Genomic DNA, 24,379 nt, shown 5'->3' with positions numbered 1-24,379 from the left:
TCCGGTACCTCCGGTGCGCTCGTCGACTTCGCAGCCGACGTCGGCTCCGCATTGGGGCTGGACGAGGGCGCGACTGTATTGGATCGACATCTGGTCCGCGGCGGTGGAACGGCCCTCCAGCCGTCCGACGCGCCTACTCTCGCCGATATCAGCGAGGTCAATCAAGCAATCGGAGTTCTCGTCGCGAGTGGCCGCACGGTTACCGAAGCGCGTTCCGAATTGGGCAGACTCGCCGAGCGCTCGAACCGGTCGACCGTCGACGAGGCCGGACGCACCCTGCGGGACGCCCGCGGCTGGTTCCCGCCTCGGCTACCGTGAGTTTTTCGGGCCCGCTCATGTCGTCGAGAGACTCGATGCGATGGAATCGCCCCGGTGGTGCCCGCGCTGGAGATGATCCCTCGAATGAACCACGAGCACCGGGCAGTGGGCATGTTCGGCGCATTGCGAGCTGACAGAACCGAGGAGCAGTCCGACGAAGCCGCCGTGACCGCGACTTCCGACGACGAGAATCTCGGCGTTCTGGCTGGCGTCGCGCAGGACCTTCGCCGCAGAACCCTGTCTCACAACCTGTTTCAGACCTGCGGGGAGGTCGGTGCCGAATGCAGCAGCCGTAGCCTCGGCGAGTACCTTCTCTGCTTTTTTCGCAGGCTCGACCTCGACGACATAACCGGTGTCCATGTACGGCTGGTACTGCCAGACATGGATTGCATCCACTGTGGTCGACAATGCAGTGGCCAATTGCTGCGCACGTTGCAGGGCAAGGATCGACGAGGGCGATCCGTCGACTCCCACCACGATAGGGCGGCCGGTCGAGTTCGTGTCCATCATGAACGCTCACTCGTCCTCGGTGTCGAATCCAGTCGAGATGTCTCGGGTGCATTGGGAGCCGAAGCTGTGAGCCGAGAGGAAATGACTACCGCCCATGCCAAAACCCCTGCTCGTGACCTGCTGTCACCATCGGAGACATTGATCAGCCGAACGACCGCACGCTCGAAGCGTGACAGCCCTGAGCGTTCCAGTTTGCCTCCGAACACGCGATGCTCGATCGCCCAGTCGGCCTTCGTCTCCTTCGGTTGAGCCTCGGCCGGAGTACTGCCGTCCACCGGACCGCTCGAGAACAGCCACACCGGCATGCTCTCCAGTTCGGCCTGTTCCCTGGCGATCAGCGAACGTGCGTCTCGAAGCCATCGGCCCATGTAGACGCCGCTGCCGATGATCGCAGCGTCGTACTCGGCAATGCTGTCCACGTCGCGGGCATCACGCACGTCCACTGTCGTCGTGCTGTCGTGGGTGGACATTTCGCGCAGAATCGATGCGCCCAGCCACTGTCCGATCTCTCGGGTGGCACCGTGGCGGCTTGCTGTTGCGATCAGGATTCGCATGTCGACGTCCTGTCAGTGTTGGTCCGGGTTCGGTTGAATCGCAATGCAAGACCATCCATCCGGGTCAGGTACTGCACTCGATCCATGTCGCCGCGTGCATATCGCGCGGCGAACAGCTCTTCCAACGTGTTGGGTCCGGCACTGCCGAGCGAAGGAACGAGAATCATGCCGGGGTCCTTGTCGTGGAGGGAGACTGCTCGATGATCACTCTGCGCCGCGGGACCGCCGCCGAGTAGGGACTTACGACCCACAGGAACGGCCGAAGGTGGTCGACATGTCGGGTCGACGGCATCGACTCCGAACGCCCTCCACTCGAATTCGTAGAAAAGGACCTTCGGCAGTGGTGCGGGGGCATCCGACCGTGTCTCGGGGTCAGTCGCAACACGCACGCTGGTGAGGTGCGCAGGTTCGAAAGTCTGCCGCACCCGGCTACGAGGAGACCTGTTGACCATGGACCTGATGCACATCACTCGCATAGATCTCGTCGCGGCAGTGGGTAGCTGACATGCGTATCGTCATTGCCGTCGGCGGAAATGCGTTGCTCGGTTGCGACGAGCGCTCCGACACCGCCGGACTACTCGCGCATGTTCGTTCGGCGGCAATTGCGCTCGCACCTATCGTTCGCGAACACGAGGTCGTCATCTGCTTCGGTAACGGACCTCAGGTGGGGCCCCTCGAGCGGGAGAGCAGCTCGCACGCGGCACTGGTGAGCCCTTACCCGCTGGATGCAGTCGGAGCTCAGAGTCAGGGCATGATCGGTTACTGGCTGTCGCAGGCATTGCGCAATGCGGGTATCGTGAAACCGATCGTCAACCTGACCACGCAGGTACTCGTGGATCCGGACGATGTTGCGTTCTCCGATCCGACCACGTTCGTCGGGGCCGTCTGCACCGAGTCCGACGCCCGCTCCGCAGTGGACCAGCACGGTTGGTCCATCGCTCCCGACGGCACCGGGTGGCGTCGAACAGTACCGTCGCCCAGCCCGATTCGCGTGATCGAGCAGGACTCGATCACGCGTTTGGTCCAGGCCGGCTCCATCGTGCTCTGTGCCGGCGGAGGCGGTGTACCTGTCGTCGAGGCAGCGAGTGGTCAACTCGACGGGGTCGATGCGGTCATCGACAAGGACCTGACTGCAGCGCTGATCGCCCTCGATTGCGCCGCCGATCGGCTGCTGATTCTCACCGATGTGCCCGCTGTCGTCGACCACTTCGGCACCGCGCAGGCGGAGCCGCTCGGCACCGTTTATGTCGACGAACTCGATCCCGCCGCGTTCGCGGCCGGGTCGATGAGCCCGAAAGTACAGGCCTGCAGCACCTTCGCCTGGGCGAGTGGGCATTCGGCATCCGTCGGTGCGCTCGACGATGCGCAGAACGTGCTCGACGGGATTTCGGGCACAAGGATTCTCGACCGCCGAGCAGACGACATCGCAGCTGGGCGGCGGGCAATATGAGCCACAAGGGAACACAGATGGCCGTCCTCGTCCAGACGGCAGACGGCCGCAGTCTCGAAGTGCTCGATACCGGGCCGTCCGATGCGCTCGCGCTGGTCTATCACCATGGCACCCCGCAGGGCGCAGTGCCGTTCCCGACCCTCGAACGTGCCGCGGCGGCACAGGGATTGAGGGTCGTCTCCTATTCACGGCCGGGGTACGGAGCGTCGACGCCGCGCCAGGACGGTGCCACCACGGCTCAGGTTGCCGACGACGCCGCCGATACCGCAACAGTGTTGGACCACTTGGGTATCGGAGAATTTCTCACAATCGGCTGGTCGGGTGGCGGACCGCGCGCATTGGCCTGTGCGGCACTGCTGCCCGGGCGATGCCTGGCTGCTGCGTGCTGCGTCGGGATTGCTCCCGCCGCCGAGTACGACGGTGACATTCGCGACGGAATGGCCGAGGAGAACATCGACGAATACACGGCCGTCTTCGCCGGGGTCGAGGCATTGGAGTCGTTCCTCGACGTCAGAAAGGGCTTCTTCGGTGTCACCCCGGATCAAGTGGCGGCAGGATTGGGAGCATTGGCTCCGCCTGTCGACCGCGCCGCGCTGACGGAGGAGCTCACCGACTACCTCGCCGCGTCGGTCAACGCGGCCGGTCGTCAAGGCATCGTAGGCTGGCGCGACGACGACCTGACCCACACGCGCCCATGGGGTTTCGACTTGCGTGCCATCACTACGCCGGTGTCGATCTGGCAGGGGAGCCTGGACACGATGGTGCCGTTCGCGCACGCGAGGTGGCTTGCGGCCAACGTCGCAGGAGCGCAGGCGCACCTGATCGACGGCGAGGGACACATTTCCCTGATGAGTCGGGTTTCCGCCATTCTGGACGACCTACGGAGTCTGGGTGCGGTGTTGCCGCGGGGCTAGATATGTTGCGCAGCAGACGCGTTCGCCGCGATGGTGCGCAACATCTTTCTGCTCATGACAAACCCGATGGGCTCGATGAAGTAGCGACCGAAGATGAGGCGGCTCTTCAGCGACGTCGAGTGCGAGTACCTTCCGCGTTCGATCAGTCGAGTTCTTCCACCGGGCAGGGCGCGCAAGTGAAACGACCACAGTGCTCGGTCGGCCGAGTCGGGGTCTGCGCCCAGTAACACGAAGGCCCTCCCGTCGTCGACCATGGTCACCGTCAGCGGTGGTGACTGCGGATGCAGGAGCACGGAGTCGCCGACCGCGAGGGTCTGGAACCGAGGGTCGAGTCCCGTCGCCGATGTGATGTTGCAGCCGACCATGTTCTCCAGGCCGCGATAGCTGTAAAAGCCCGCCCTCTGCTGACCGAGCTGAATCAGCCATGGCCACACGTGATCCGGTGTCGTGTCGATATCGATCGCGTGGGTGTATTGCCAGGCCGGATGCGGCACGCTCTCGTCACCGGGCAGAGTTTCGCCGACCTCGGCCGGCGTCGCGCCCCACGTCGTGCGCCATCGACGCAGAGGGATCGAGGCCAGGACGTGGAACGCGATGAGGGCTGCGCCGCCGGCAGAATCGGCAACTGCCGCCCCGGCCTCACGCATCGCGTCGGCGCAGGAGGTAGGCCGCAAGGGCGAGTAGCGCCACCGTCCACAGTGCTGCGACTCCGAAACCTTGCCAGGGAGTGAGCAAGTCGGAAGGGGCTTGCCTGGGTGAGGCGATCAGACTGCCGGCCTGCGAGGGCAAGTACGCCGCGATGTGTCGGCCGACGGTGCCGGGGATCAGCTGGGTCAGCGGGGCCAGTACGAGGACAAATCCGATGATGCCGGTGATGGCACCTGCCGTGTGCCGGACGATGGTACCGATGGCCACCGCCATGGCACCGAGCAACGCCAGGTACAGGCCGGCACCGATCACCGCTCGGAGCACACCCGGATCGCCCAGCGATACAGATGCCTTCGAGTCCATGATGGCCGAACCGAGGAAGAACGTCGGAAAGGCCGTGATCTCACCGACCACCAACACGACGGCCATGAACACGCCTGTCTTGGCGGCCAACATCGGGATCCGTGCGGGAACCGCCAGCAGGCTGGCTCTTATTGTCCCGCTTGCATATTCACTGGTGACCACCAGGACGCCGAGTACGCAGACCGCCAGTTGACCGAGCTGGAACCCTGCACCGAGGATCTGACGGGCGGGATCGGTGACGATTTGGAGCTGGGCCGCGGGATCGACGTTGTCCCAGTAGGCGACCGTGAACCAGGTGAAGAAACCGGTGAAGCCCACCGTGACGGTCACCAATGCGGCCAGGGACCAGACCGTCGATCTCAGTGATCTCAGCTTCGTCCACTCCGAGGTCACCACTGCGACAACGTCCACGCGGTGGACCTCACGCGCGAGGGGAGCCGGTGCGGTGATACTCATGGTGTCGCCTGTCCGCGAGAGTGGGTGACGAGGGGCCGGTCGTGCTCGACGTCGTCGAGGTGGGTGAGGGTCATGAACGCCTCTTCCAGCGATGCCTCCTGCGGGGTCAGCTGATAGATCGCGATGTTCTGTTGCTGAGCGAGTTCTCCGACTCGATGCGCCGAGAGGTCACGAACGGTGAGTCGATCGTGGTCGAGGGCATCGGCGGTACCCCCGGTTGCCTGAATGACGGTGGCGAGCCGCGCAGAATCGGACGACGACACCAGCACCGACGCTCGACTGCTGCGGGCGATCAGCTCGTCGGGAGTGCATTCTGCAATCAGCCTGCCGTGATCGATGACGACGAGATGGTCTGCGGTCCGAGCCATCTCACCCATGAGATGGCTCGACACGAACACGGTCCTGCCCTCGCGGGCAAGATGCTTCATCAGGTTGCGCATCCAGTAGATACCGTCCGGATCCAACCCGTTGATCGGCTCGTCCAAGATCAATACCGACGGATCGCCCAGCAGGGCCGCGGCGATCCCGAGTCGCTTTCTCATGCCGAGCGAGAACGACCCCGTTCGTTCGCCACTGACGTCGAGCAGGCCGACCAGTTCCAACACCTCGGTGACGCGTGACGACGGAATGCGTTGTGTCTGCGCCAGATACAGCAAATGATTGTATGCCGACCGGCCCGGGTGGACGGCCTCGGAATCCAGCAGGGTGCCGACCGTCAGTAGTGGGCGATGCAGCTGCGTGTACTCGACACCGCCGATCAGTGCAGTTCCACTGCTGGGGTGATCCAGGCCGACGATCAAGCGCATCGTGGTGGACTTACCCGATCCGTTCGGACCGAGAAACCCTGTGACCGTGCCGGGTTCGACGACGAACGACAGGTCGTCGATGACCAGCTTGTCCCCGTAGAATTTTCTCAGTGCCCGCACTTCGATCGAGTGGCTCATCGTGACCAGCCCGCGCGAACGAGTCGATAGACGATCCACTCGAACCACGACAGGCTCGATCGGTCGAACTTTCCGACCAGTGTGGTCGGCGTCGTTGTATCCATCATGTCCTCGGGTGTCGAGTGGTGCGCGCGAACAGAGACGGTGGTATCCGAACGGCTCATGCACACAGCGTGCTCGGCTCGGCTCGGCCGTCGTAGGGCATTAGGACCTTCGTGGGTGGACGAACGGCATTCTCCGGTCGGGCACCGTCACGTGGTGGCCCGGTTGGTGACAGCGGCGATTCGGCCCGGCGACGGTACGACGGTGACCGGGCAATGCGCTCGCGTCAGCACCGACCGGCTGGTCGAGCCGAGCATCATCCCCGCGTAGCCGCCGCGCCCGTGACTACCGATCACCACCAGTTGAGCACCTTGAGCGTGGTCGAGGAGTGCCTGCACCGGTCTGTCCTTGACCACCACGGGCCGTACCGGCACCGTCGGATGGCGTCGAATGTGCGGCTCGAGCAGCCGCGCCAAGTGATCTGCAGCAGCGCGTCGATTGTCCGGCCACGCCAGTCCTCGAATCGGGACACCGATCGACAGATCCGTGTCCGACCAGGAGTGCACCGCAGTCAGTGGTGCGGATCGAACATCGGCCTCCTCGAATGCCGACTGCGTTGCGGCAGCACTCGCCTTGGTGCCGTCGACACCGACGACCACCGGATGGATGGCCAGTTCGAGGCCGCCGTGGGACCAGCCACGCACCACTGTGACCGGGCATCGTGCATGAGTGGTGACAGCGAACCCGATCGAGCCCAGTGACCGTTGCTCGGTGGCACCGAGCCCCCGCGTGGCAATGACCACCATCCGGGCCGTCTCCGACAGTTCGAGCAATGTGGACACTGCCGACTCTTCGGACGAGAGGGTATCGACGGTGACCGTCGTACTCTCTCGAGTCGCGATTGCCAGAGCCTCGTTCAGAATTCTGCCGGTTTCAGATCTGGCCTGGTGCGCCACGGTGTCGGGAAGGACACCCGGCCCGGTCAGGACCTTGGGCAGCGACATCGCCGAGACGACAAGCAGATCGGACAAATGCAATCGCGCGTCGAGAGCGGCCCAGCGCACCGCATCCAGAGCCATAGCTGAACCGTCGACCCCAACGACGGTCGGAAGTGGACCCATCGAGCGACCTCCTCGGTCATGGTGTCGGAACATTCATGGAACTCCACGCACGGCCCCGGGCGCGCCGGGACAACAACACCGACACAGAGGACTTCGGTCACCTGTTTCGATTACGAAAGGTCCCGCTGCGCGGACCGACGACCCGTAGGCTCGGAAGTCGAGGCGCCCAGCGTGGACGCAGTTGAGGAGTGCCGCCGTGGTCACGGTGTTCTTGGTCGACGATCATGAGATCGTCCGACGCGGCCTGATCGACCTCATCGACTCCGATCCAGATCTCGAGGTCATCGGCGAGGCAGGTAGTTGCGCTCAGGCCCTCGCCCGTATCCCTGCGCTGCGACCGGACGTGGCCGTGCTCGACGTCAGACTGCCCGACGGTAACGGCATCGAACTGTGCCGCGAACTTCTCGATCGCTTACCCGACCTCAAGACCATGATGCTCACCTCCTTCACCGAGGACCAGGCCATGCTCGACGCGATACTCGCGGGCGCGCGCGGCTACGTCGTCAAGGACATCACCGGCATGGAGCTCACCCGAGCGATCAAGGACGTCGGTTCCGGTCGGTCGCTGCTCGACAATCGTGCGGCCGCGGCGCTGATGGACAAACTGCGATCCGGGACGGCGGCACCCGGGCCGATCGATCACCTGACCAGCCAGGAGTACACCTTGCTCGAGCTGCTGGGTGAGGGCCTGACCAACCGGCAGATCGCTGCCCGGATGTTCTTGGCGGAGAAGACGGTGAAGAACTATGTGTCCCGGCTGCTCGCCAAGCTCGGGATGGAGCGGCGCACTCAGGCTGCGGTGTACGCGTCGAAACTCGCCGACACCGCTCCACCGAATGGGCGTCACCCGGGGTCGCGGGATGGATGATCGTCACCGTGACTCCGGATCATGGTTGCCGCAGCTGAGACTCGGTGAGCTACTGGCCGAGGTTCAGGACCGAATCGGCCGAATTTCCGATGCCAGAGTCCAAGCAGACGGCCTGCTCGACGCCATGCTCGTCATCACCTCCGGCCTCGATCTGGAAGTGACGTTGAGGTCGATCGTGGAATCGGCCGCCAAGCTCGTCGACGCTCGGTACGGTGCCCTCGGTGTTCGGGGCGAGGGCCATGAGTTGAGTGCGTTCATCGACTACGGCATGGACGAGAACACCAGAGTCGCCATCGGCCCGTTGCCCACCGGCCGCGGGGTACTGGGACTGTTGATCGACCAACCCGAAGTGCTGCGTCTGGAAGATCTGACCTCGCATCCGGAATCGGTGGGGTTTCCGCCCAATCATCCCCCGATGAAGACCTTCCTCGGAGTGCCGATTCGGGTTCGCGACGAGATTTTCGGCAATCTCTATCTCACCGAGAAGAACGGCGGCAAGCAGTTCACCGAGGACGACGAGGTCGTCACCAAGGCGTTGGCGTCCGCCGCCGGCATCGCCATCGACAACTCGAGACTGTACGAGGACTCGCGGCTGCGTCAGGCATGGATGGAGGCAACGCGGGACATCGGCACCGAGCTTCTGTCCGGGACGGACATCGACGACGTGCTGCAGATGGTGGCGCGTAAGTCGATGCACCTGACCGGGTCCGATGCGGCGTTCATCGCGGTTCCCGAGGACGCAGACCAAGATTTCGAGGACGTCACGCGACTCGTTGTCACGGTCTGCGAGGGACTCGCGTCCGATCGAATCATCGGAGCAGTCGTTCCGATCGAAGGCTCGAGCTCGGGTGTCGCCTTTCGGCGTCGAACACCGCTGCGGAAGGATCGACTCGACTACGGGGTCGAGGAACTGGGCTCTGCTTTCGGACCAGCATTGATTTCACCCTTCCGCGTGGCCGAGCGAGTCAGTGGAGTCTTGGTAGTTCTTCGCGCTGCAGGTCGCGGACCGTTCGACGACAGCCAACTCGAACTCGTCTCGAACTTCGCCAACCAGGCCGCGTTGGTGATGCAGATCGCGGACGCCAGCCGTCGGATGCATCAACTCGAAGTGTTGTCCGACCGGGATCGTATTGCCCGTGACCTGCACGATCATGTGATTCAGAGGATCTTCGCTGCAGGATTGGCATTGCAGAGCACCTTGCAGCGCACCGAGTCTCCAGACATACGGCAGCGTCTGTCCAGAACGATCGACGACCTACAGGACACGGTGCAGGACATCAGAACAACCATTTTCGACCTGCAGAGCACATCCCACTCCGCAACACGGTTGCGTCAACGTATCAACAGCGCAGTACTCGAACTCACCGAGAACGTCGATATTCGTGCCGTCGTGCGTATGTTCGGGCCGCTGTCGGTCATCGACACCAAGCTCGCCGACCATGCCGTTGCCGTCGTGCGTGAGACGGTCAGCAACGTGGTCCATCACGCGCAGGGCGACACGGTGACCGTTACCCTGTCGGTCGGCAACGAGCTCGAAATAGTGGTGTCGGACAACGGAATCGGCATGCCGCACAACACCACGAAGAGCGGGCTGTCCAATCTGGGAGTACGTGCGGCCGAGTGTGGCGGAACCATGACCGTCTGCCCCGGCTCATCCGGCAGCGGCACCGATGTGACGTGGGCGGTTCCTCTTCCCTGACGACCGACGACCTTGGTCACTTGTTCCGATGACCTCGGACTGCTGTGTCAGGTGTGCCTGCGCTCGTAGCGTTCTCGTCGTAGACGCGCACCAACGAAAGGCCTCTCATGAACACTTCATTTTCTACCGGACCCGTCGTGGTCGGAATCGACGGATCGACGGCTGCACTCGATGCAGTCCGTTTCGCCGTCCGCGAGGCGCGCAGCCGTGGAACGTCGCTGCGTCTGGTGCACGTGATCCAGGCCCATCTTCAGCCCGAAACAGTCTATGGCGCTCCCGATGTGGACGGTGATTACGCACGCACCGTGTTGGAGCAGGCCGCGATCATAGCGAGGGCCATCGACCCGACCGTCATCGTGGAATCTGTTGTCTTACAGGGCGTCCCGGAGACGGTGATGCTGTCCGAAGCAGCGTCTGCGTGCCTGATGGTAGTGGGTGCCACGACCGAGAATTCGATCGCTGCATGGGTTCTGGGATCCATGGTGCGCACGGTGGTCGAATGCTCACCGAACCCCGTGGCCGTTGTGCACACCTTCGATTCCGAGCGCGACGGCGCGGTCGTCGCCGCTCTGGGAGACATGAAGAATTCGGGATCGGACCTCGTTGTGGCGCAGGCGTTCCACGAAGCGTCGATGCGCGGGGCGAGTGTGCTGGCCATTCACACCCAGGCGGTCTCGTCCATTCTGGCGAGCGCCATCAGCGGTCCCGTCGATCATCTGCATCCGGAGTCGGCAATGGATGTCCGGTTGGAACCCATCAGTGCAGACTATCCTTCGGTGCGGGTGGCGTCGGTCTACGCGGAGGCAGACTCCGGATCGGAACTGATCGCGGTGTCCGACAGCGCACAGTTGCTGGTGCTCGGTCATGAGCGTGATCGCGTGCCGGGACGGACGTTGACAACCGTCCTACGGCACGCCGAGTGCCCCGTCCTCGTCGTCCCGCACGCATGAGTACCTCGAGGCGGTCTCCGATCGTCGTCGGTGTCGACGGCTCCGGCTCGTCGCTCGACGCAGTCGGCTGGGCCGCGCGCGCGGCGGAGTTGCGCAGCGTACCCCTGAAGCTGGTGTCCGCGTATCAAGTCAAGGCCCTGTACACCAGCTTCGTCGCACTTCCGTCCCACATCGGCTCGGAAGAGCATGCGGCCGCAGAGTCCATTCTGGCCTCGGCGGCGCTGGTTGCCCGCCGATCGGTCGAAAACCCGGATGCATTGCCGATCATCGCCGAACCGATTGTGGGTCCGACGATTCAGGCCATGCTGGAGCAGTCCTACAGTGCCTCGATGATGGTGGTGGGCTCGCGCGGTAACGGCGAATACTTCGCCGAACTGCTCGGCTCGGTCAGCACAGCAGTGGCTGTCCAAGCGCACTGCCCGGTGGTCATCGTGCCGGGAAGCGTCGAGGTGCATTCTTCGCGAGGCCCGGTCGTCCTCGGAGTCGACGTGTCGGCGCACAACCAGAATGCCGTTCGGTTGGCATTCGAGGAAGCCTCACTCCGGGGAACAGGATTGGTTGCAGTCCACGTGTCGACGGACGAACTCGTCCCGTCGCCCGACGCTTCCGTGACCGACAGATCCGACGCGATCGTATCGAACGGCCGAACGATTCTGGCAGAGAGCATGTCCGGCTGGAGCGAGCAATACCCGGATGTAGAGGTGCAGCAAACAGTGTTGCGCGGCAACGTCGTCGAGAAGATTCTGGAGGTGGCATCGCGCGCGCAGGCCGTCGTCGTCGGTTCGAGCGGTCGCAACGGTTTCAGCGACCGACTTCTCGGATCCACCGTCCGTTCGCTGGCCCACCGCGTCGACTGCCCGTTGATCATCGCCCGCGGGTAGCTCACCAGGGATTCGGCAGTCACGACCACCGCCACTGCCGAATCTCCGGGAGGTCCTCGAAATGCTCTCGGATGTAGGCGTCGTGGCGTGCGAGTTGGTCCTGGCAGTGCTGCCGCAGTTGCTCGGCACCGGCGGTCGCGTTCTGCGCTCGGTCCAGTGCTGCGACCGCGAGGTGGTAGCGGCTGATCTTGTTGAGCACCACCATGTCGAACGGTGTTGTCGTAGTGCCTTGTTCGATGAATCCGCGAACGTGGAACCGCTGGGCGTCCGGTCGGCCGTGCACCAATTGGTGTACCGCACGGGGATAACCGTGGAACGCGAAGACCACATCGACCGAGGCGGTGAACAGATCCACGAACTGCTCGTCGGAGAATCCGTGCGGATGATCGACGACGGGGAGCAGCGCCATCAGATCGATGACGTTGACGACGCGAACCCTGAGTTCGGGAGTCCACGTACGCAACAACTCTGCGGCAGCGAGGGTTTCCTCGGTCGGTACGTCGCCGGCGCATGCCAGCAGGATCTGGGGATCCTCCTCGGTATCGACCTCTTCGGTGCCGGCCCACTCCCAACGGGACGCACCCGCCGCTGCATGCGCGCGTGCCTCGGGCAGCGTCAGGTACTGCGGGTGACTCTGCTTGTCCACCACCAGAACGTTGACGTGACCTCGGCTGCGGAAGCAATGATCGGCAACGGCGAGCAGAGTATTGGAGTCCGGTGGCAGCCACACGCGCACCACGTCCGGTGCCAGCGGAATCACCGCATCGATCAGTCCGGGACCCTGATGGCTGAACCCGTTGTGGTCGTTGCGCCAACACGTGCTCGTGAGCAGCACGTTGAGAGATGCCACCGGCGCCCGCCATGCGAGTGTTGCCGCGTGCTGAAGCCACTTGGTGTGCTGGATCAGCATCGACACGCTCACCATTGCGAAGGCCTCGTAGCTCGCGAACAGACCGTGTCGACCCGACAGGAGATACGCCTCCAGCCAGCCCTCGCACAGATGCTCGCTGAGCACCTCCATCACGCGGCCGTCGGGGCCGAGGTTGTCGTCGAACTCGGTGGTCGGCAGCTGCCAGCATCTGTCGGTGGCCTCGAACACGGCCTGCAGGCGGTTGCTCGCGGTCTCGTCGGGGCAGAACAGACGGAAGTTGCCGCCGCCGTGGGGCTCGGCGTTGTCGAGGTAGATATCGCGCATCATCTCCCCGAGCACGGTCGTCGTCTCGTGCGACGTGCGACCCGGGGATTCGATGGTGAGCGCGTAGTTCTCGAGGTCGCGAATGACCAAGGGCTGCAGAAGCAGTCCGCCGTTGGCGTGCGGAGTGGCACCGAGCCGTTCGTCGCCGGACGGAGCCAGCTCGCGAACGGCTGCCACAGGGGCGCCCTCGTCGTCGAAGAGCGATCTCGGGTCGTAGGAGAGCAGCCACTTCTCGAGCAGAGCCAGATGCGCGGGGTTCTCGCGGACACCGGAGAGCGGAACCTGATGCGCCCAGTGAGTGCCCTCGATGAGCTTGCCGTCCACCTCGTGGGGTCCGGTCCAGCCTTTGGGAGTACGCAGAACGATGGCGGGCCATCCGATGTCGTGGTGTGGTTCGCCGTTCCGGGCGGCGTGCTGGATTTGCTCGATTGCATCGTGGGCGCGGGTGAGGGCTCTTTCGAGAGCCGGGAACACTTCTCGTGGATCGTCGCCTTCGACGAACAGTGGTGCCCACCCCTGGCCGCACAGGTAGTCCGCTATCGATTGATCGGTGCTGCGTCCGAGAACCGTCGGTCCGGAAATCTTTCCGTCGTTCAGATGCAGGATGGGCAACACGGCCCCGTCGCGAATCGGATTCAGAAAAGCCGGGATCTTCCACGAACCGGACAGGGGGCCGGTTTCGGCCTCACCGTCCCCAACGACGCAGGCGACGATCAGATCGGGATTGTCGAACGCTGCACCGGCGGCGTGGACGAGGGCGTACCCCAGCTCGCCGCCCTCGTGAATGCTGCCGGGCGTCTGGACGCTGACGTGGCTCGGAATACCTCCAGGAGTGGAGAATTGACGACACAGCCGCTGGACGCCGTCGTTGTCGAGCGAGATGTCCGGGTAGATCTCGCTGTAGGTCCCTTCGAGGTAGGTGTTCGCCACCAATGCTGGGCCGCCGTGGCCCGGACCGGTGACGTACAGCCAGTCCGAGTGGGTTCGCCGAATCACACGGTTGAGGAGGGTGTAGATCATCGACAGTCCGGGGCTGGTGCCCCAATGGCCGAGCAACCGGGGTTTGATGTGCTCTGCCGTCAGTGGCCGACGCAGCAGCACGTTGTCCTGCAGATAGATCTGCGCCACCGTCAGATAGTTCGCCGCAGCCCAATATTGCAGGTCGGCGTCGAGATCGTCGGAGCTGTAACCGGTTTCGGTGCTGGGTGCCGTCATCGGTTCGTCGGTACGACGACGACGGGAACATCCACCGAGTGCAGCACCGCACGCGAGGTGGAACCGAGAAGCATCGACGCGAATCCACCTCGACCACGGCTTCCCACCACCACCAATTGGGCGGTCTCGGACTCACGGACCATCGCCCGAACCGGCCTGTCCTGGAACACCACTCGACGAATGGATACGTCGGGGTAGTCCTCGGACCACCCGGCCAAACTTTCGGCCAACGACGTCTTCTCCGCGAGTTCGGAATCGACCCACGGACCCACGCCGTCGCGGGTCAACACACTGCCGAGCTCGAGGTCGCTCCAGGCGTGCACCGCGACGAGGTCGACACCTCGCAGTGACGCTTCCTTCAGGGCGAAGCCGATGGCGGGTTGACTGTTGGGGGTGCAATCCACCCCGACGACGACCGGACCGTCGCTGGACTTGTTGGATTTGATCACTGCGACAGGGCATTTCGCATGCGTTGCAACTGCGGTACTGACCGACCCGATCAGCCCACCGGTGAACTCGCCGAGACCCCTCGACCCGACGACTATCATGGCGGGCGCGACGTCGAAATGCGTCAGGTTCTGTGCAGCAGAGCCGTGTTCGAGACGAGTGTCCAGAATCAGCGAATTGCCTGCTGCGGCCTTGTGCGCAACATCGACCGCGGCGGTCAGCACCCGCTTGGCCTCGACGTCCGGGTCGGTGAATGCGCCCATCCGGAGGCTGATGGCGTCACCGTAGGTTCCCGGCGCGAACAGCGAGGACGTGACCAGCTCGAGTGGGGCGTGGCGTCGGACAGCCTCGCGCGTTGCCCAGCGGACCGCGTCGAGTGATGTGGCAGACCCGTCGACTCCGACGACTACTCGGCTCGATGCATTCATGGCGAATTCCCGTCCATTGACTCACGTGTGCAGATACGGCTCGAGCTTGGCCCGGATCATTCCTCTTCGATAGAGGCGGAAGTCCTTCGGAGCGGGGCCGAAGTCCCTGGTGGCTACCCCTAGGGGGTATGTCTTGCTATCGTCGGTGACATGCACTCAGTGATCCGTCGCCGTCGCCCGGGCTTTGCCTCGGCGACCGGATTGCTGATCGCACTGTCGATTTTCGGCGTGCTGCTGATGCACTCGGTGACACCGACCGCGTCGGCGAGCAACGAACACGCTGCCATGGCTTCGGTGACCCATCACGAGGGTCCGGTGCAGGTGGCGGCCGGTGAACACGACTGCCCGTCGGCACATCAGATGATGCATCCGTGCGCGGGAACCACGGTGTCGTGGGCCGCGCTGTCGGTCCCGTCGACGGGCGTCGATGGCGTCCACCCGTTCATGTCGGAGGACGGTATCGGTGGGCGCACCGACTCCATCTCGGAGCGTGCGCCGCCGCCGTGGACCCTCTGGGAGCTGGACAGATCGGTGACCTTGCGAGTGTGACAGGAAGCCCGGTGGACGCACGACCACCGGCGGATCGCTGTACCCAGATCCCTGTATTTCGCACTTGTTCAAGGAGATTCACATGCGTACAACACTCGTCGCTTCGCTGGCTGCCGCCACCGTGAGCGTATTCCTCGTCGCCGGCTGCAGCAGCGACAGCTCCGACATGCCGATGGACGGCCATTCGATGGGCTCGCCGAACTCGTCGGCATCATCGACCCAGGTCGACGCGTCGGCAGAATTCAACGATGCGGACGTGATGTTCGCTCGGATGATGTACCCGCATCATGCGCAGGCGGTCGAGATGGCGGCAATGGTCGAGGGCCGCACCGACAATTCGGACGTCGTGGCGTTGGCGTCGGCGATCGCAGCCGCGCAGCAACCGGAAATGGACCGGATGACCGCCTGGCTCGCCGAATGGGGTCAGCCCGCACCTTCGTCCGACATGGGTGAGATGAGCGGAATGGACCACAGCTCGGGCATGGGCATGATGTCTCAGCAGGACATGGACGCGTTGGCTGCTCTGTCGGGTGCGGAATTCGACCGCCAGTGGCTGACGATGATGATCGAGCACCACGAGGGCGCGATCGACATGGCGAACAACGAGATCGCCGACGGCTCGAACCCCGATGCACAGGAGATGGCGCGGACGATCGTGGCCACACAGCAGGAGGAAATCGACACCATGGAGGCGTTGCTCGGCTGATCCGGATCGAAGTCGAGTGCTGCACCCCCTGACTGGGGTGCGGCACTCGAGTAGGCTGCAACATCGGAGAGTCCCTCTCCTCAGGTCGGTCCGAGGGAGAACGTTCGTATGGCACGTCCACGGGTGTTGGTCATCGGCGGAGGATTCGGCGGGCTGCACGCGGCTCGACGCCTACGCGGTGAGGACGTCGACGTCACCGTGCTCGAACGCGGCACCTCCCACGTCTTCCAGCCGCTGCTCTATCAGTGCGCTACCGGTCTGGTATCCGAGGGCTCGATCGCCAGTCCACTGCGTCACCTGCTGCGCAAGCAGAAGAACGTGCATGTGGCACTGGGTGAAGCCACGTCTGTGACCGCTGCTGTGGACCCCTTGGCGAGCGACGGCGGTGTGGTGACGGCGAGCCGATTCGACGGCTCGACGTTCGAGCTGCCCTACGACTACCTGGTCGTCGCCGTCGGAATGCAGCAGGCCTATCACGGCCACGACGAATACGTGCAGTGGGCACCGGGCATGAAGACCCTCGACGATGCCCTCGCGATCAGACGAAAGCTGATCTCCGCCTTCGAGATGGCCGAATCCCTGCCCACCGCCGACGAACGCCGACCCTGGCTCACGTTCGCCGTCGCCGGGGGAGGCCCGACCGGAGTCGAATTGGCAGGGCAGATAAGAGAACTCGCCACCAGGGCGTTGGCGAAGGAGTTCGACGCGATCCATCCGTCGGAAGCGCGAGTGTTGCTGTTCCACGGTGGCGACCGCGTACTCGAATCGTTTCCCGACTCTCTGACGAAGAAGGCGCAGCGCACCCTCGACGCGGTCGGCGTGGAAACCCATCTCGGAGTTCACGTCACCGACGTCACGGCAACCGACGTCGAGGTGACGGCCAAGGCCGAACCCAAGACTGTCATTCGCTACGACACCCACACCGTGCTGTGGACCGCAGGCGTCGAAGCCGTTCCGTTCGTTGCGAAGCTCGCCGACGCGATGGGCGTCGAACAGGACCGATCCGGGCGTATCGCCGTGCAGCCCGATCTGTCGATCCCGGGGCACCGCAACGTCTTCGTCGTCGGAGACATCATGTCGTTGAACAAGCTTGCGGGAGTAGCCGAAGTGGCGATGCAGGGCGGCCGAGCGGCGGGTGCGGCGATCGCAGCAGACTTGTCCGGTTCTGCGCGTTCGGATTTCAAGTACCGAGACCTCGGCACCGCGGCGTACATTGCGCGCGGACATGCACTGGTGCAGGCCGGGCCGCTGCGCATGTCCGGATTCCTCGGCTGGGTCTCGTGGGGCGTCATCCACATCGCGTTCCTGGCCGGCAACCGCAATCGCGTCGGGACGCTGATCAACTGGGCCGCAACCTTGGCCACCGGAACCCGACGCGAACGGGCCATCACCTACGGCGATCCGGAAACCGCGCGTAAGCCGTACAACTGACCTGAGTGTCCACTATTCGGTCCGTCGCACGGATTTCCGCTTTCGAGGGCGAATAGTGGGCGCTGAGGTCAGTTCGCGTTGGTGCCGAATCCGGTCAGGTGCGGATCAGCCGAGGTCGGGGAGGAAGGCGGGGACCTCTAAGTTGAAGACATGATCGTGGATCGCTATGGGCCGGTTGTGGCAACGGTATGCGGCGGATTCGTTGCCGGATACTCGATTCGCGAATCGCTCGGCCAGGATTTGTTCCACATCGAGTCCTCGGGTAAGTGGTACGGGGCATTCGTCACTGCGCAATGGGCAGGCTCGCTGGCCGTCCTGGCCGCGATACTCGTGCTCGCGTTGGTTCATCGCCGACGCCCCCGGTTGTCGGCTGCCGGAGCAACCGTTTTCGGCGTTCTGTTGATGGCACTGCCGTCTTTCGTACCGATCGCGTCCAATCAAGCGGTGACGACCAACGCCCTCGGTGCCGGCGTTCTGGTCGGCGTGTGCGGATTCGTCGCCGGTGGACGCAGACTTCCGTCTGCCGGCATCGCAGTAGGGCTTCTGGGCTCGATGCTGTTCTACAACGCGATCTCGCCACTACGCGGACCGCGTGAGGGACGGTGGATGGATGGTTTGGGACCGCAGCACGTCGAATCGACCGTCCCTCTACTCCTCCTTCTCGCAACCACTGTCCTGCTGCTCGTGGCCGTTCGGCGCTCATCCGTCGGCCGATTCGAATCCTCCGACGCGGCGGCCGCTCTCGTGCTGGGATTCGTCTGTCTGACGGCCTACACCTACCTCGGCAACACGACGTCGACGGTGACCATGTGGATGTTCGCCGTCGCGATCGTGGTCCTCCTTACCTACGCCGTCGCGTTCGACCTCGGTGGCCGCGACGGCCGATACCTGATGCTGGGGTTGGCGATAGCGGCATCGGGCGTCAATGCACTCGGGTGGTCCGACGCGTCGTGGTGGGTACTCGTCGTGGCCGCTGTGTTGTTCGTCGGTGCGGTGGGAGTAGGCCTGCGACGCGATCTCACCACGGCCGCGCTCGTGGTGCTGGCCGGGGTGACGGCCACGGGTCTGCTTCCGATCGGCGACAGTGCGGTCAATGTCGTTGGAAGCGTTGCCTATTGCACCCTGTCTCCCGTCGCCATCGGCCTGGCCGTCGGGTCGATGCAACCCACCCGCACGGTGGCGTCGGCCATCGGTCCGCTGATTCCGTTCGCGCTGACGCTGTTCTCGGTGTCTGCACCGGTGCCGCCGCGGGTATTCGGTTGGACGGACGGGACGCCCGAGGACTATGTGCGGCCGGTCGTCTGGTTGTATTCGCCGCTGCCCGTGGGTGTGGTGGTCGCGGTGATCGTCGTAGTGGGTTGCCTCGTCGTCATTCGACACCATGACCACGAGCATCACGATCGCGTCTCGGATTCGTCCGGTCCATAACGCTCGGGACGTTTGCTCGAGGTAACGTCACCTCATCTTCGGCCGATGTAGAAACTCGACCGGTGTAACTCGACGAAAAGGTGAAACAGCGTGCCACGATCTCGACGACACGGCTTCCGGCGAATCGGTTCGGCTACGGCCGTCGCCCTCGCAGTGGCGATTCTCCCGACCGCGCTGATGACGCCCGTCGCGTCCGCAGACGAACTGTCCGCCGCGACGACTCAGTCGAGCAACGGATCGCGCATCGAGTCGGTGAACACCCTCGACAACAAGCAGGTTCAGCTTCAGGTCTACTCCGCGTCGATGAACCGCACCATCCCGGTGACGGTGCAGCGCCCCGCCGACGAGAGCGTGTCGCGTCCGGTTCTGTACCTGCTCAACGGTGCAGGTGGCGGCGAGGATGCCGCATCGTGGCAGTCACAGACCGACGCCGAGGCATTCTTCGCGGACAAGAACGCGTACATCGTGACTCCGCAGAAGGGCAAGTGGTCCTACTACACCGACTGGCTGCAGGACGATCCGAAGCTCGGCAGCAACAAGTGGAGCACCTTCCTCGGTGAAGAACTGCCCCCGTTGATCGACGCTCAGTTCGACACCAACGGCCGCCAGTCGCTCGCGGCGCTGTCCATGACGGGCACCTCGGTCCTCAACATCGCGATCAAGTACCCGGGTAAGTTCACCGGCGTCGCGGCGTACAGCGGCTGTGCGCAGACCTCCGACCCCATCGGTCAGCAGTTCGTTAAGCTCGTCGTCGAGACCTACGGCGGCGGCAACGTCGAGAACATGTGGGGACCGCTCGACGGCCCGGTGTGGCGCGAGAACGATCCTCTGCTCAACGCCGAGAAGCTCCGCGGCACGCAGATCTACATGAGCACCGGTAGCGGCTTGCCCGGCGCACCGAACGACACCTTCGCCAACCCTCGCCTGGACAACGACCCGGCCACGCTCGCCAACCAGGTCATCGTCGGCGGCGGCATCGAGGTGGCCACCAACTTCTGCACCTCGAACCTGGCCAAGCGCCTCGACCAGCTCGGCATTCCGGCCACCGTCGACTTCCGCCCGGTCGGCAACCACTCGTGGGGCTACTGGCAGGACGACCTGCACAAGTCCTGGCCGTTCCTGGCGGGATCGCTCGGCCTCTGATTCTCGTAGCACCGAACAACGGCCACCTGCACCTCGCGTGCGGGTGGCCGTTCTTCGTTGTCCAGGGCGGTGGATCAGCACCTGAATCGAACGTATGATCGAACGATGGCACGGCGCGCGCAACCTCGACCGGCGTCTGCCGTGCGCCCCTTCAAGCTGCTCCGACCGCCGCTGAAGGTATGGATCGACCTGAACATCCTGTACCCACTGCCACCGCACCACGCGTCGAAGTTCAACCCCGAGGGTTTCGATGTGCGACGCGTGGTGCCGGGAGATCTGGTCGAATGGTCCATCACCGTGGACGGGGATTGGCTGGGCCGCGTCACCTACGAGTTGATGTCACGCGATCGCAGCGAAACTGTCACGCACTGGGTGCCCAGTCGGGCGCTGAAGCCGCTCTAGATACGCGAAAGCCCCGCCTCGGTAAAGGCGGGGCTGTCTGCATGACTACCTTCAGAAGCTGTGCTTGCGGGCCTTCTTGGCGAGCTTGCGAGTGGTGCGCTTCGACGGGACGAACAGGTGCGCGGCGCTGCGGCGACGGTTGCGTCGACGGATCAGGACGAACGCGACGGCTCCGGCTGCGGCTGCGATGGCTGCGATGACCGGAGTGCCCACCTTCGCGGCCTGCGCAACGTCGTCGCTGTCGATGTTGCGAACCGTGTTCTTCACGTCGTCGGCGACGGCGGAGGCTTTGTCGGCTGCCTTGTCCGCGACCTGAGAGGCCTTCTCCTTCACCTCGTCAGCATCGACGCTCTTGACCTGGTCCTTGACGGTGTTCTTCACATCCTCGGCAACGTCGGCGGCCTTGTCGGCAACGTCGGCGGCGGCATGCTTTGCTTCCTTGGCGGCACCGGACGCGGAGTCGGCGACGCTCTCTGCGGCGTCGGAGGCCTTGTCGGCGGCCTGATGGGTGTTGGCCTTGGCCTGATCGGTGGCACCCTCCGCGCGAAGGCTGTCGTCACCGGTGGCCTCGCCTGCCTTCTCCTTCGCAGTCCCGGCCAGTTCCTCTGCCTTGTGCTGAGCCTTGTCGATGAAGTCGGCCATCGGTGCGTACCTCTTTCGTGTAGGTCGTCTCCGGACATCCGGAGCTGGGGGCGTCGCGGACGACGCCGATAAGTATGAGTCGAATCAACTGCTCCGAAACATACGTCCGATGAGGCGTGTTTCGGGTCACTATCTCAGGGGCGGACTCGACGTTGTGCACTGTGTGCATCCAGACGGTCGAAATGTCGGAGAATTGCACCCTGTCGAAAGGGTCGGTTCTGAGCCACGGTCGACGAGTGTCCGCACGGATGTGCCGACCGCCACCACGGTCGATTCCGTGCGGAGGGGATGCCCAGAATCGTGAGTGGCAACACTGTTCGTGATCGGCGTCGGAATGACGAAGTTCGAGAAGCCCGGCAGCAAACCGGGGTGGGACTATCCGGACATGGCCAGGGAATCCAGTACCGCGGCCCTCGTCGACGCGGGCATCACCTACACGGACCTCGAACAGGCGCAAGTGGGGTACGTCTACGGACATTCGACGTCCGGGCAACGCGTTGCGCGGGACCGTCAGGGACGAGTTGCACGAATTGCTCTGCAGCACAACATCGGATTGGGCGGTACCGCCGTGGTCACGGCTTTTCGTACGGTGTCCTGAACCCGACGTCTCAGCGCCGAAACAGCGTGGAACGGAATCGATTGATCGGACGCGATCGTGCAGGCCTGTACGCGCCGGCCAGAGCGCGACGATCGAAGTCCAGGCCGGATCCACTCGACGTGAGAAGAATCAGCGCGATGACTCCTGCGACCCCGACCGCCACAAGAGTCATCGGCTGTTCTCTCCCGTTGCGGGCGAGCTATACGTACCGGAGCGAATGTGGTTCACGAGCAATCCTTCCGTCGTCCGTACGTCGAAACGGTGTCATCAAAGCAGCCACTAGTCAATGGCACATTGTGTGATGTTAGTCGCGGTCGATAGTTTCCCGGTGTAGAGCCGATCGAACGCAGATTCCTACGTCGATCCAGGAGATTCCTCGGCGACATGAATCTCGACGTCGTCTGCGAAGGCCAGCGTTCCGGAGTTGAGTGCAATCGCCCACCGGCGCATCGGTGCCCACGTCCTGTTCATTTCTTTCCCTTCGACAGTGAACTCGGCGTAGTCCTCGATAAGGGTCCCGATGTCGTCCGGACCATCCGGGCCCACAATTCGGACCCTGTCGCCCAGGGTCGGCTCACGCGGGCGGTCCGGTTGTTCGGCGACCTTGTCGGGCTTCTTTCGGACTGGCATCGGGGCTCCTGTTCTCTGTCCGGCTGCCTGTTCACCGGCTGCGGGTCATGAACGCGGCGACGGCGGCACTCGCGGGCTCAGGTAGCCCGCTGTTCTGCTTTTCGGCTGCAGTGACGACGTCATAGTGCCGATAACCCGGCAGGTAGATCGCGTTCGCGGGAACCAACGCGCCGTACTTCAGGTTCTGCACCGGGCTATCGCCGGACAGTAGTGTCAGAACTGGAACCGTGGTAGGTGTGCTTTGCCAACGCTTTCCGTGCAGGAGATGCTCGAGAATTCCACCCTCGCGATTCTGCAGACCGGCGAGCTCGTCATTGCGGATGCCGCCGAGCGCGAATGCCGTGTCGGTGATCAGGCGCAGCGGGGTGAATCGCTCGAAGAAGTCGACCGGCGCAAGTCCCGGTGTCATGGCCCGGGCGAGTTGGTCGATGTCGGTGACTTCATGATCGGCGTCGGTCGGTGTGCCGTTGGGTGAACCTGGCAGTTCGACCTGCGAGGGCCACACCTGGTCGTAGTTACGCCAGCCGCACAGCGTGTTCGGATCGGATGGAGTGTAGTTCTGGCCATATCCGACGCGGTGGGGAATGACCAAGAGTTGTCCGATGATCGGGATCGATGTCAGGCCGTTGGGAACGGGGTAGGTCTTGCCTGTTACCGCGCAGTCGTAGAACCCGGTGCCGGCCTGCAGCACGTACTCCGAGGAGTTCTGATCGAAGTACATTCCCAGTGCGGCCTGGTTGGTCAGCCGCTGCTGATCCGGGAGCTTCTGCGGCACAATGAGGTCGAGGTAGTCGGCCCCGTAGAAGGTGCGCATCCATGCTTCGGTGGTCAGGTCGCGCGGCGCGGCCTGCGGCAGGTCGCTTTCGGCGTCCGGGTTCTGGTGCGCTGCCATTGCGGCCAGGCTGTAGGTGTTCATGATGTTGCCCGCGCTCAAGATCGGAGTCTCCGCAACCGGCAGAAGGTCGGTCACAGCACCCGCAACATTGCGCACGCCACCGAGTGCGTCGGAGAGCAGCTCGTCGACCAGACCGGTGCCAGCAAATCCAACAGGGTCGGTGATGGCCAACCCGTCCAGCGCGATACCGCCACCGCCGCAAAGCGAGAAGCCGGCGTCGTCGATCGTGGCGGGATCTGTGTCGAAGTCCCACGCCAACATTGGGCCGACCAAAAATGCACCGAGAGAATGCCCGCCGCAGAATGATGTACCGCGATCGACGGGGTCGGGAAGCACCTGCTCGATCACCGCACGCCAATCGTCCATGGCCAGAGCCAGCCCGAACTCGCCCAGGTAAGACAGTGATTGCGGCGTGGGCGGCGCGTAGCGCTTACCGTCGACCTCTCTGCCTTGAAAGTAGTATTCGGCAGCTCGGTGGTAGTCGCCCTCGCGTGCAGCGGCATCCCAACCAGAGTTGTCCTCGGCGCAATTGGCGCGGCGGTCAAGGGCAATGTATTCGACGAACTTGCCCTGCGCGGCAGCCTTTCGTACGACTTGGGGTGCCTGCGGAGCCAAATTCGTTGCGCCGGAATAAGTACCGGGCTGAACACTGATGACGGCATCGGCATCGGCACTGTTCTGCGGGCCGCCCTTGTGTCGATATCGCAAATAACTCAACCATTCGCACTCCGGTGGTACCGGCACTCCCGCGAGATAGGGGCTGGCATACCGGATACGGACGTGTGTCTCCTCGATATCCGCGCCGAGTGCAGGATCTCCCACCACAGGTTCGGTCACGACTTCGGTCACAGTCGATGCGCGCGGGGGAGCCGGTTGTGCATATGCCACAGCCGAACTCGTCATCACCAACCCGACGACCATTGTCGAACAAATCCAGGACTGGGTGTGCATG

The 24,379-nt window shown here is 63.8% G+C and carries 28 protein-coding genes; 14 read left to right on the top strand and 14 right to left on the bottom strand.

Annotated features, from left to right (window positions below):
* Positions 1 to 78: 78 nt before the first annotated feature.
* Positions 79 to 318: a hypothetical protein gene (locus tag AABD04_RS21735; RefSeq protein ID WP_341442428.1), complete on the top strand. Its 240-nt coding sequence runs from the start codon at positions 79 to 81 to the stop codon at positions 316 to 318.
* A 15-nt stretch (positions 319 to 333) separates the two neighbouring features.
* Here the strand turns inward: AABD04_RS21735 and AABD04_RS21730 are convergent, their stop codons facing one another.
* Genes AABD04_RS21730 through AABD04_RS21720 form a run of 3 tightly spaced genes read right to left on the bottom strand, consistent with a single transcriptional unit; the run spans position 334 to position 1,549 of the window.
* Complete coding sequence (locus AABD04_RS21730) at positions 334 to 828, bottom strand: universal stress protein (protein WP_341442427.1); 495 nt, start codon at positions 826 to 828, stop codon at positions 334 to 336.
* A complete protein-coding gene (locus tag AABD04_RS21725; protein ID WP_341442426.1) occupies positions 825 to 1,382 on the bottom strand; it encodes a flavodoxin domain-containing protein in 558 nt (185 codons plus the stop codon). Before AABD04_RS21725 ends, AABD04_RS21730 begins: the two co-directional genes overlap by 4 nt.
* Positions 1,370 to 1,549 carry a hypothetical protein gene (locus AABD04_RS21720; RefSeq protein ID WP_341442425.1) on the bottom strand — a complete coding sequence of 60 codons (180 nt, stop codon included), beginning with the start codon at positions 1,547 to 1,549 and terminating at the stop codon, positions 1,370 to 1,372. Before AABD04_RS21720 ends, AABD04_RS21725 begins: the two co-directional genes overlap by 13 nt.
* A gap of 338 nt (positions 1,550 to 1,887) precedes the next feature.
* Between AABD04_RS21720 and AABD04_RS21715 the strand changes: the two genes are divergently transcribed.
* Together AABD04_RS21715 and AABD04_RS21710 are read left to right on the top strand one after the other, a co-directional pair.
* Positions 1,888 to 2,832: an amino acid kinase family protein gene (locus AABD04_RS21715; protein ID WP_341442424.1), complete on the top strand. Its 945-nt coding sequence runs from the start codon at positions 1,888 to 1,890 to the stop codon at positions 2,830 to 2,832.
* 17 nt (positions 2,833 to 2,849) lie between these two features.
* On the top strand, positions 2,850 to 3,746 hold the full coding sequence (locus tag AABD04_RS21710; protein ID WP_341442423.1) for an alpha/beta fold hydrolase: 897 nt from the start codon (positions 2,850 to 2,852) through the stop codon (positions 3,744 to 3,746).
* Here the strand turns inward: AABD04_RS21710 and AABD04_RS21705 are convergent.
* From AABD04_RS21705 to AABD04_RS21685, 5 genes are all read right to left on the bottom strand, one after another.
* Complete coding sequence (locus AABD04_RS21705) at positions 3,743 to 4,420, bottom strand: SRPBCC family protein (RefSeq protein ID WP_341442422.1); 678 nt, start codon at positions 4,418 to 4,420, stop codon at positions 3,743 to 3,745. The genes AABD04_RS21710 and AABD04_RS21705 overlap by 4 nt on opposite strands.
* Positions 4,386 to 5,213 carry a hypothetical protein gene (locus tag AABD04_RS21700; protein ID WP_341442421.1) on the bottom strand — a complete coding sequence of 276 codons (828 nt, stop codon included), beginning with the start codon at positions 5,211 to 5,213 and terminating at the stop codon, positions 4,386 to 4,388. The genes AABD04_RS21705 and AABD04_RS21700 overlap by 35 nt, the downstream gene beginning before the upstream one ends.
* Positions 5,210 to 6,157, bottom strand: coding sequence for an ABC transporter ATP-binding protein (locus AABD04_RS21695; RefSeq protein ID WP_341442420.1), 948 nt, complete (start codon positions 6,155 to 6,157; stop codon positions 5,210 to 5,212). Before AABD04_RS21695 ends, AABD04_RS21700 begins: the two co-directional genes overlap by 4 nt.
* Positions 6,154 to 6,321, bottom strand: coding sequence for a hypothetical protein (locus tag AABD04_RS21690; protein WP_341442419.1), 168 nt, complete (start codon positions 6,319 to 6,321; stop codon positions 6,154 to 6,156). The genes AABD04_RS21695 and AABD04_RS21690 overlap by 4 nt, the downstream gene beginning before the upstream one ends.
* 87 nt (positions 6,322 to 6,408) lie before the next feature.
* Positions 6,409 to 7,320, bottom strand: coding sequence for a universal stress protein (locus tag AABD04_RS21685; RefSeq protein WP_341442418.1), 912 nt, complete (start codon positions 7,318 to 7,320; stop codon positions 6,409 to 6,411).
* Between the two features lie 196 nt (positions 7,321 to 7,516).
* Here AABD04_RS21685 and AABD04_RS21680 point away from each other — a divergent pair, with 196 nt between their 5' ends.
* The 4 genes from AABD04_RS21680 (at position 7,517) to AABD04_RS21665 (ending at position 11,718) form a co-directional block, all read left to right on the top strand.
* Positions 7,517 to 8,188: a response regulator transcription factor gene (locus AABD04_RS21680; RefSeq protein ID WP_341442417.1), complete on the top strand. Its 672-nt coding sequence runs from the start codon at positions 7,517 to 7,519 to the stop codon at positions 8,186 to 8,188.
* Entirely contained in the window at positions 8,181 to 9,887 is a 1,707-nt protein-coding gene (locus AABD04_RS21675; RefSeq protein ID WP_341442416.1) for a sensor histidine kinase, read from the top strand. The genes AABD04_RS21680 and AABD04_RS21675 overlap by 8 nt, the downstream gene beginning before the upstream one ends.
* Before the next feature lie 107 nt (positions 9,888 to 9,994).
* Entirely contained in the window at positions 9,995 to 10,837 is an 843-nt protein-coding gene (locus AABD04_RS21670; RefSeq protein WP_341442415.1) for a universal stress protein, read from the top strand.
* Positions 10,834 to 11,718 (top strand): universal stress protein, encoded by an 885-nt coding sequence (locus AABD04_RS21665; protein ID WP_341442414.1) that lies wholly within the window; start codon positions 10,834 to 10,836, stop codon positions 11,716 to 11,718. The genes AABD04_RS21670 and AABD04_RS21665 overlap by 4 nt, the downstream gene beginning before the upstream one ends.
* Before the next feature lie 19 nt (positions 11,719 to 11,737).
* Here the strand turns inward: AABD04_RS21665 and AABD04_RS21660 are convergent, their stop codons facing one another.
* Positions 11,738 to 14,128: a phosphoketolase family protein gene (locus tag AABD04_RS21660; protein ID WP_341442413.1), complete on the bottom strand. Its 2,391-nt coding sequence runs from the start codon at positions 14,126 to 14,128 to the stop codon at positions 11,738 to 11,740.
* Positions 14,125 to 15,003 carry a universal stress protein gene (locus AABD04_RS21655; protein WP_243596760.1) on the bottom strand — a complete coding sequence of 293 codons (879 nt, stop codon included), beginning with the start codon at positions 15,001 to 15,003 and terminating at the stop codon, positions 14,125 to 14,127. The genes AABD04_RS21660 and AABD04_RS21655 overlap by 4 nt, the downstream gene beginning before the upstream one ends.
* A gap of 150 nt (positions 15,004 to 15,153) precedes the next feature.
* Here AABD04_RS21655 and AABD04_RS21650 point away from each other — a divergent pair, with 150 nt between their 5' ends.
* From AABD04_RS21650 to AABD04_RS21625, 6 genes are all read left to right on the top strand, one after another.
* A complete protein-coding gene (locus AABD04_RS21650) occupies positions 15,154 to 15,552 on the top strand; it encodes a DUF6153 family protein (RefSeq protein WP_341442412.1) in 399 nt (132 codons plus the stop codon).
* An 82-nt stretch (positions 15,553 to 15,634) separates the two neighbouring features.
* Positions 15,635 to 16,258: a DUF305 domain-containing protein gene (locus AABD04_RS21645; protein ID WP_341442411.1), complete on the top strand. Its 624-nt coding sequence runs from the start codon at positions 15,635 to 15,637 to the stop codon at positions 16,256 to 16,258.
* Positions 16,259 to 16,366: 108 nt separating this feature from the next.
* On the top strand, positions 16,367 to 17,689 hold the full coding sequence (locus AABD04_RS21640) for an NAD(P)/FAD-dependent oxidoreductase (RefSeq protein WP_341442410.1): 1,323 nt from the start codon (positions 16,367 to 16,369) through the stop codon (positions 17,687 to 17,689).
* A gap of 150 nt (positions 17,690 to 17,839) precedes the next feature.
* Positions 17,840 to 19,117 (top strand): hypothetical protein, encoded by a 1,278-nt coding sequence (locus tag AABD04_RS21635; protein WP_341442409.1) that lies wholly within the window; start codon positions 17,840 to 17,842, stop codon positions 19,115 to 19,117.
* 177 nt (positions 19,118 to 19,294) lie between these two features.
* A complete protein-coding gene (locus AABD04_RS21630; RefSeq protein WP_423228244.1) occupies positions 19,295 to 20,260 on the top strand; it encodes an alpha/beta hydrolase in 966 nt (321 codons plus the stop codon).
* A gap of 105 nt (positions 20,261 to 20,365) precedes the next feature.
* A complete protein-coding gene (locus AABD04_RS21625; protein ID WP_032376174.1) occupies positions 20,366 to 20,662 on the top strand; it encodes a hypothetical protein in 297 nt (98 codons plus the stop codon).
* A 51-nt stretch (positions 20,663 to 20,713) separates the two neighbouring features.
* On the opposite strand, the gene AABD04_RS25195 is transcribed toward AABD04_RS21625, so the two are convergent.
* Positions 20,714 to 21,304: a CsbD family protein gene (locus AABD04_RS25195; protein ID WP_423228175.1), complete on the bottom strand. Its 591-nt coding sequence runs from the start codon at positions 21,302 to 21,304 to the stop codon at positions 20,714 to 20,716.
* Between the two features lie 304 nt (positions 21,305 to 21,608).
* On the opposite strand from AABD04_RS25195, the gene AABD04_RS25190 reads away from it, so the two are divergent.
* Positions 21,609 to 21,902, top strand: coding sequence for a hypothetical protein (locus AABD04_RS25190; RefSeq protein WP_423228174.1), 294 nt, complete (start codon positions 21,609 to 21,611; stop codon positions 21,900 to 21,902).
* Between the two features lie 10 nt (positions 21,903 to 21,912).
* Here the strand turns inward: AABD04_RS25190 and AABD04_RS21610 are convergent, their stop codons facing one another.
* From AABD04_RS21610 to AABD04_RS21600, 3 genes are all read right to left on the bottom strand, one after another.
* A complete protein-coding gene (locus AABD04_RS21610) occupies positions 21,913 to 22,074 on the bottom strand; it encodes a hypothetical protein (protein WP_341442407.1) in 162 nt (53 codons plus the stop codon).
* 182 nt (positions 22,075 to 22,256) lie between these two features.
* Entirely contained in the window at positions 22,257 to 22,532 is a 276-nt protein-coding gene (locus tag AABD04_RS21605) for a hypothetical protein (protein WP_341442406.1), read from the bottom strand.
* 31 nt (positions 22,533 to 22,563) lie between these two features.
* The gene (locus tag AABD04_RS21600; protein WP_341442405.1) at positions 22,564 to 24,378 is read right to left on the bottom strand and encodes a hypothetical protein; all 1,815 of its coding nucleotides are present in this window, start codon (positions 24,376 to 24,378) and stop codon (positions 22,564 to 22,566) included.
* Position 24,379 lies beyond the last annotated feature (1 nt).

Source organism: Rhodococcoides navarretei (assembly GCF_038069675.1).
GTDB classification, from domain to species: Bacteria; Actinomycetota; Actinomycetes; order Mycobacteriales; family Mycobacteriaceae; genus Rhodococcoides; species Rhodococcoides navarretei.
Note: the sequence above shows the minus strand (reverse complement) of the source record. Positions and strands in the feature narration are given on the sequence as shown.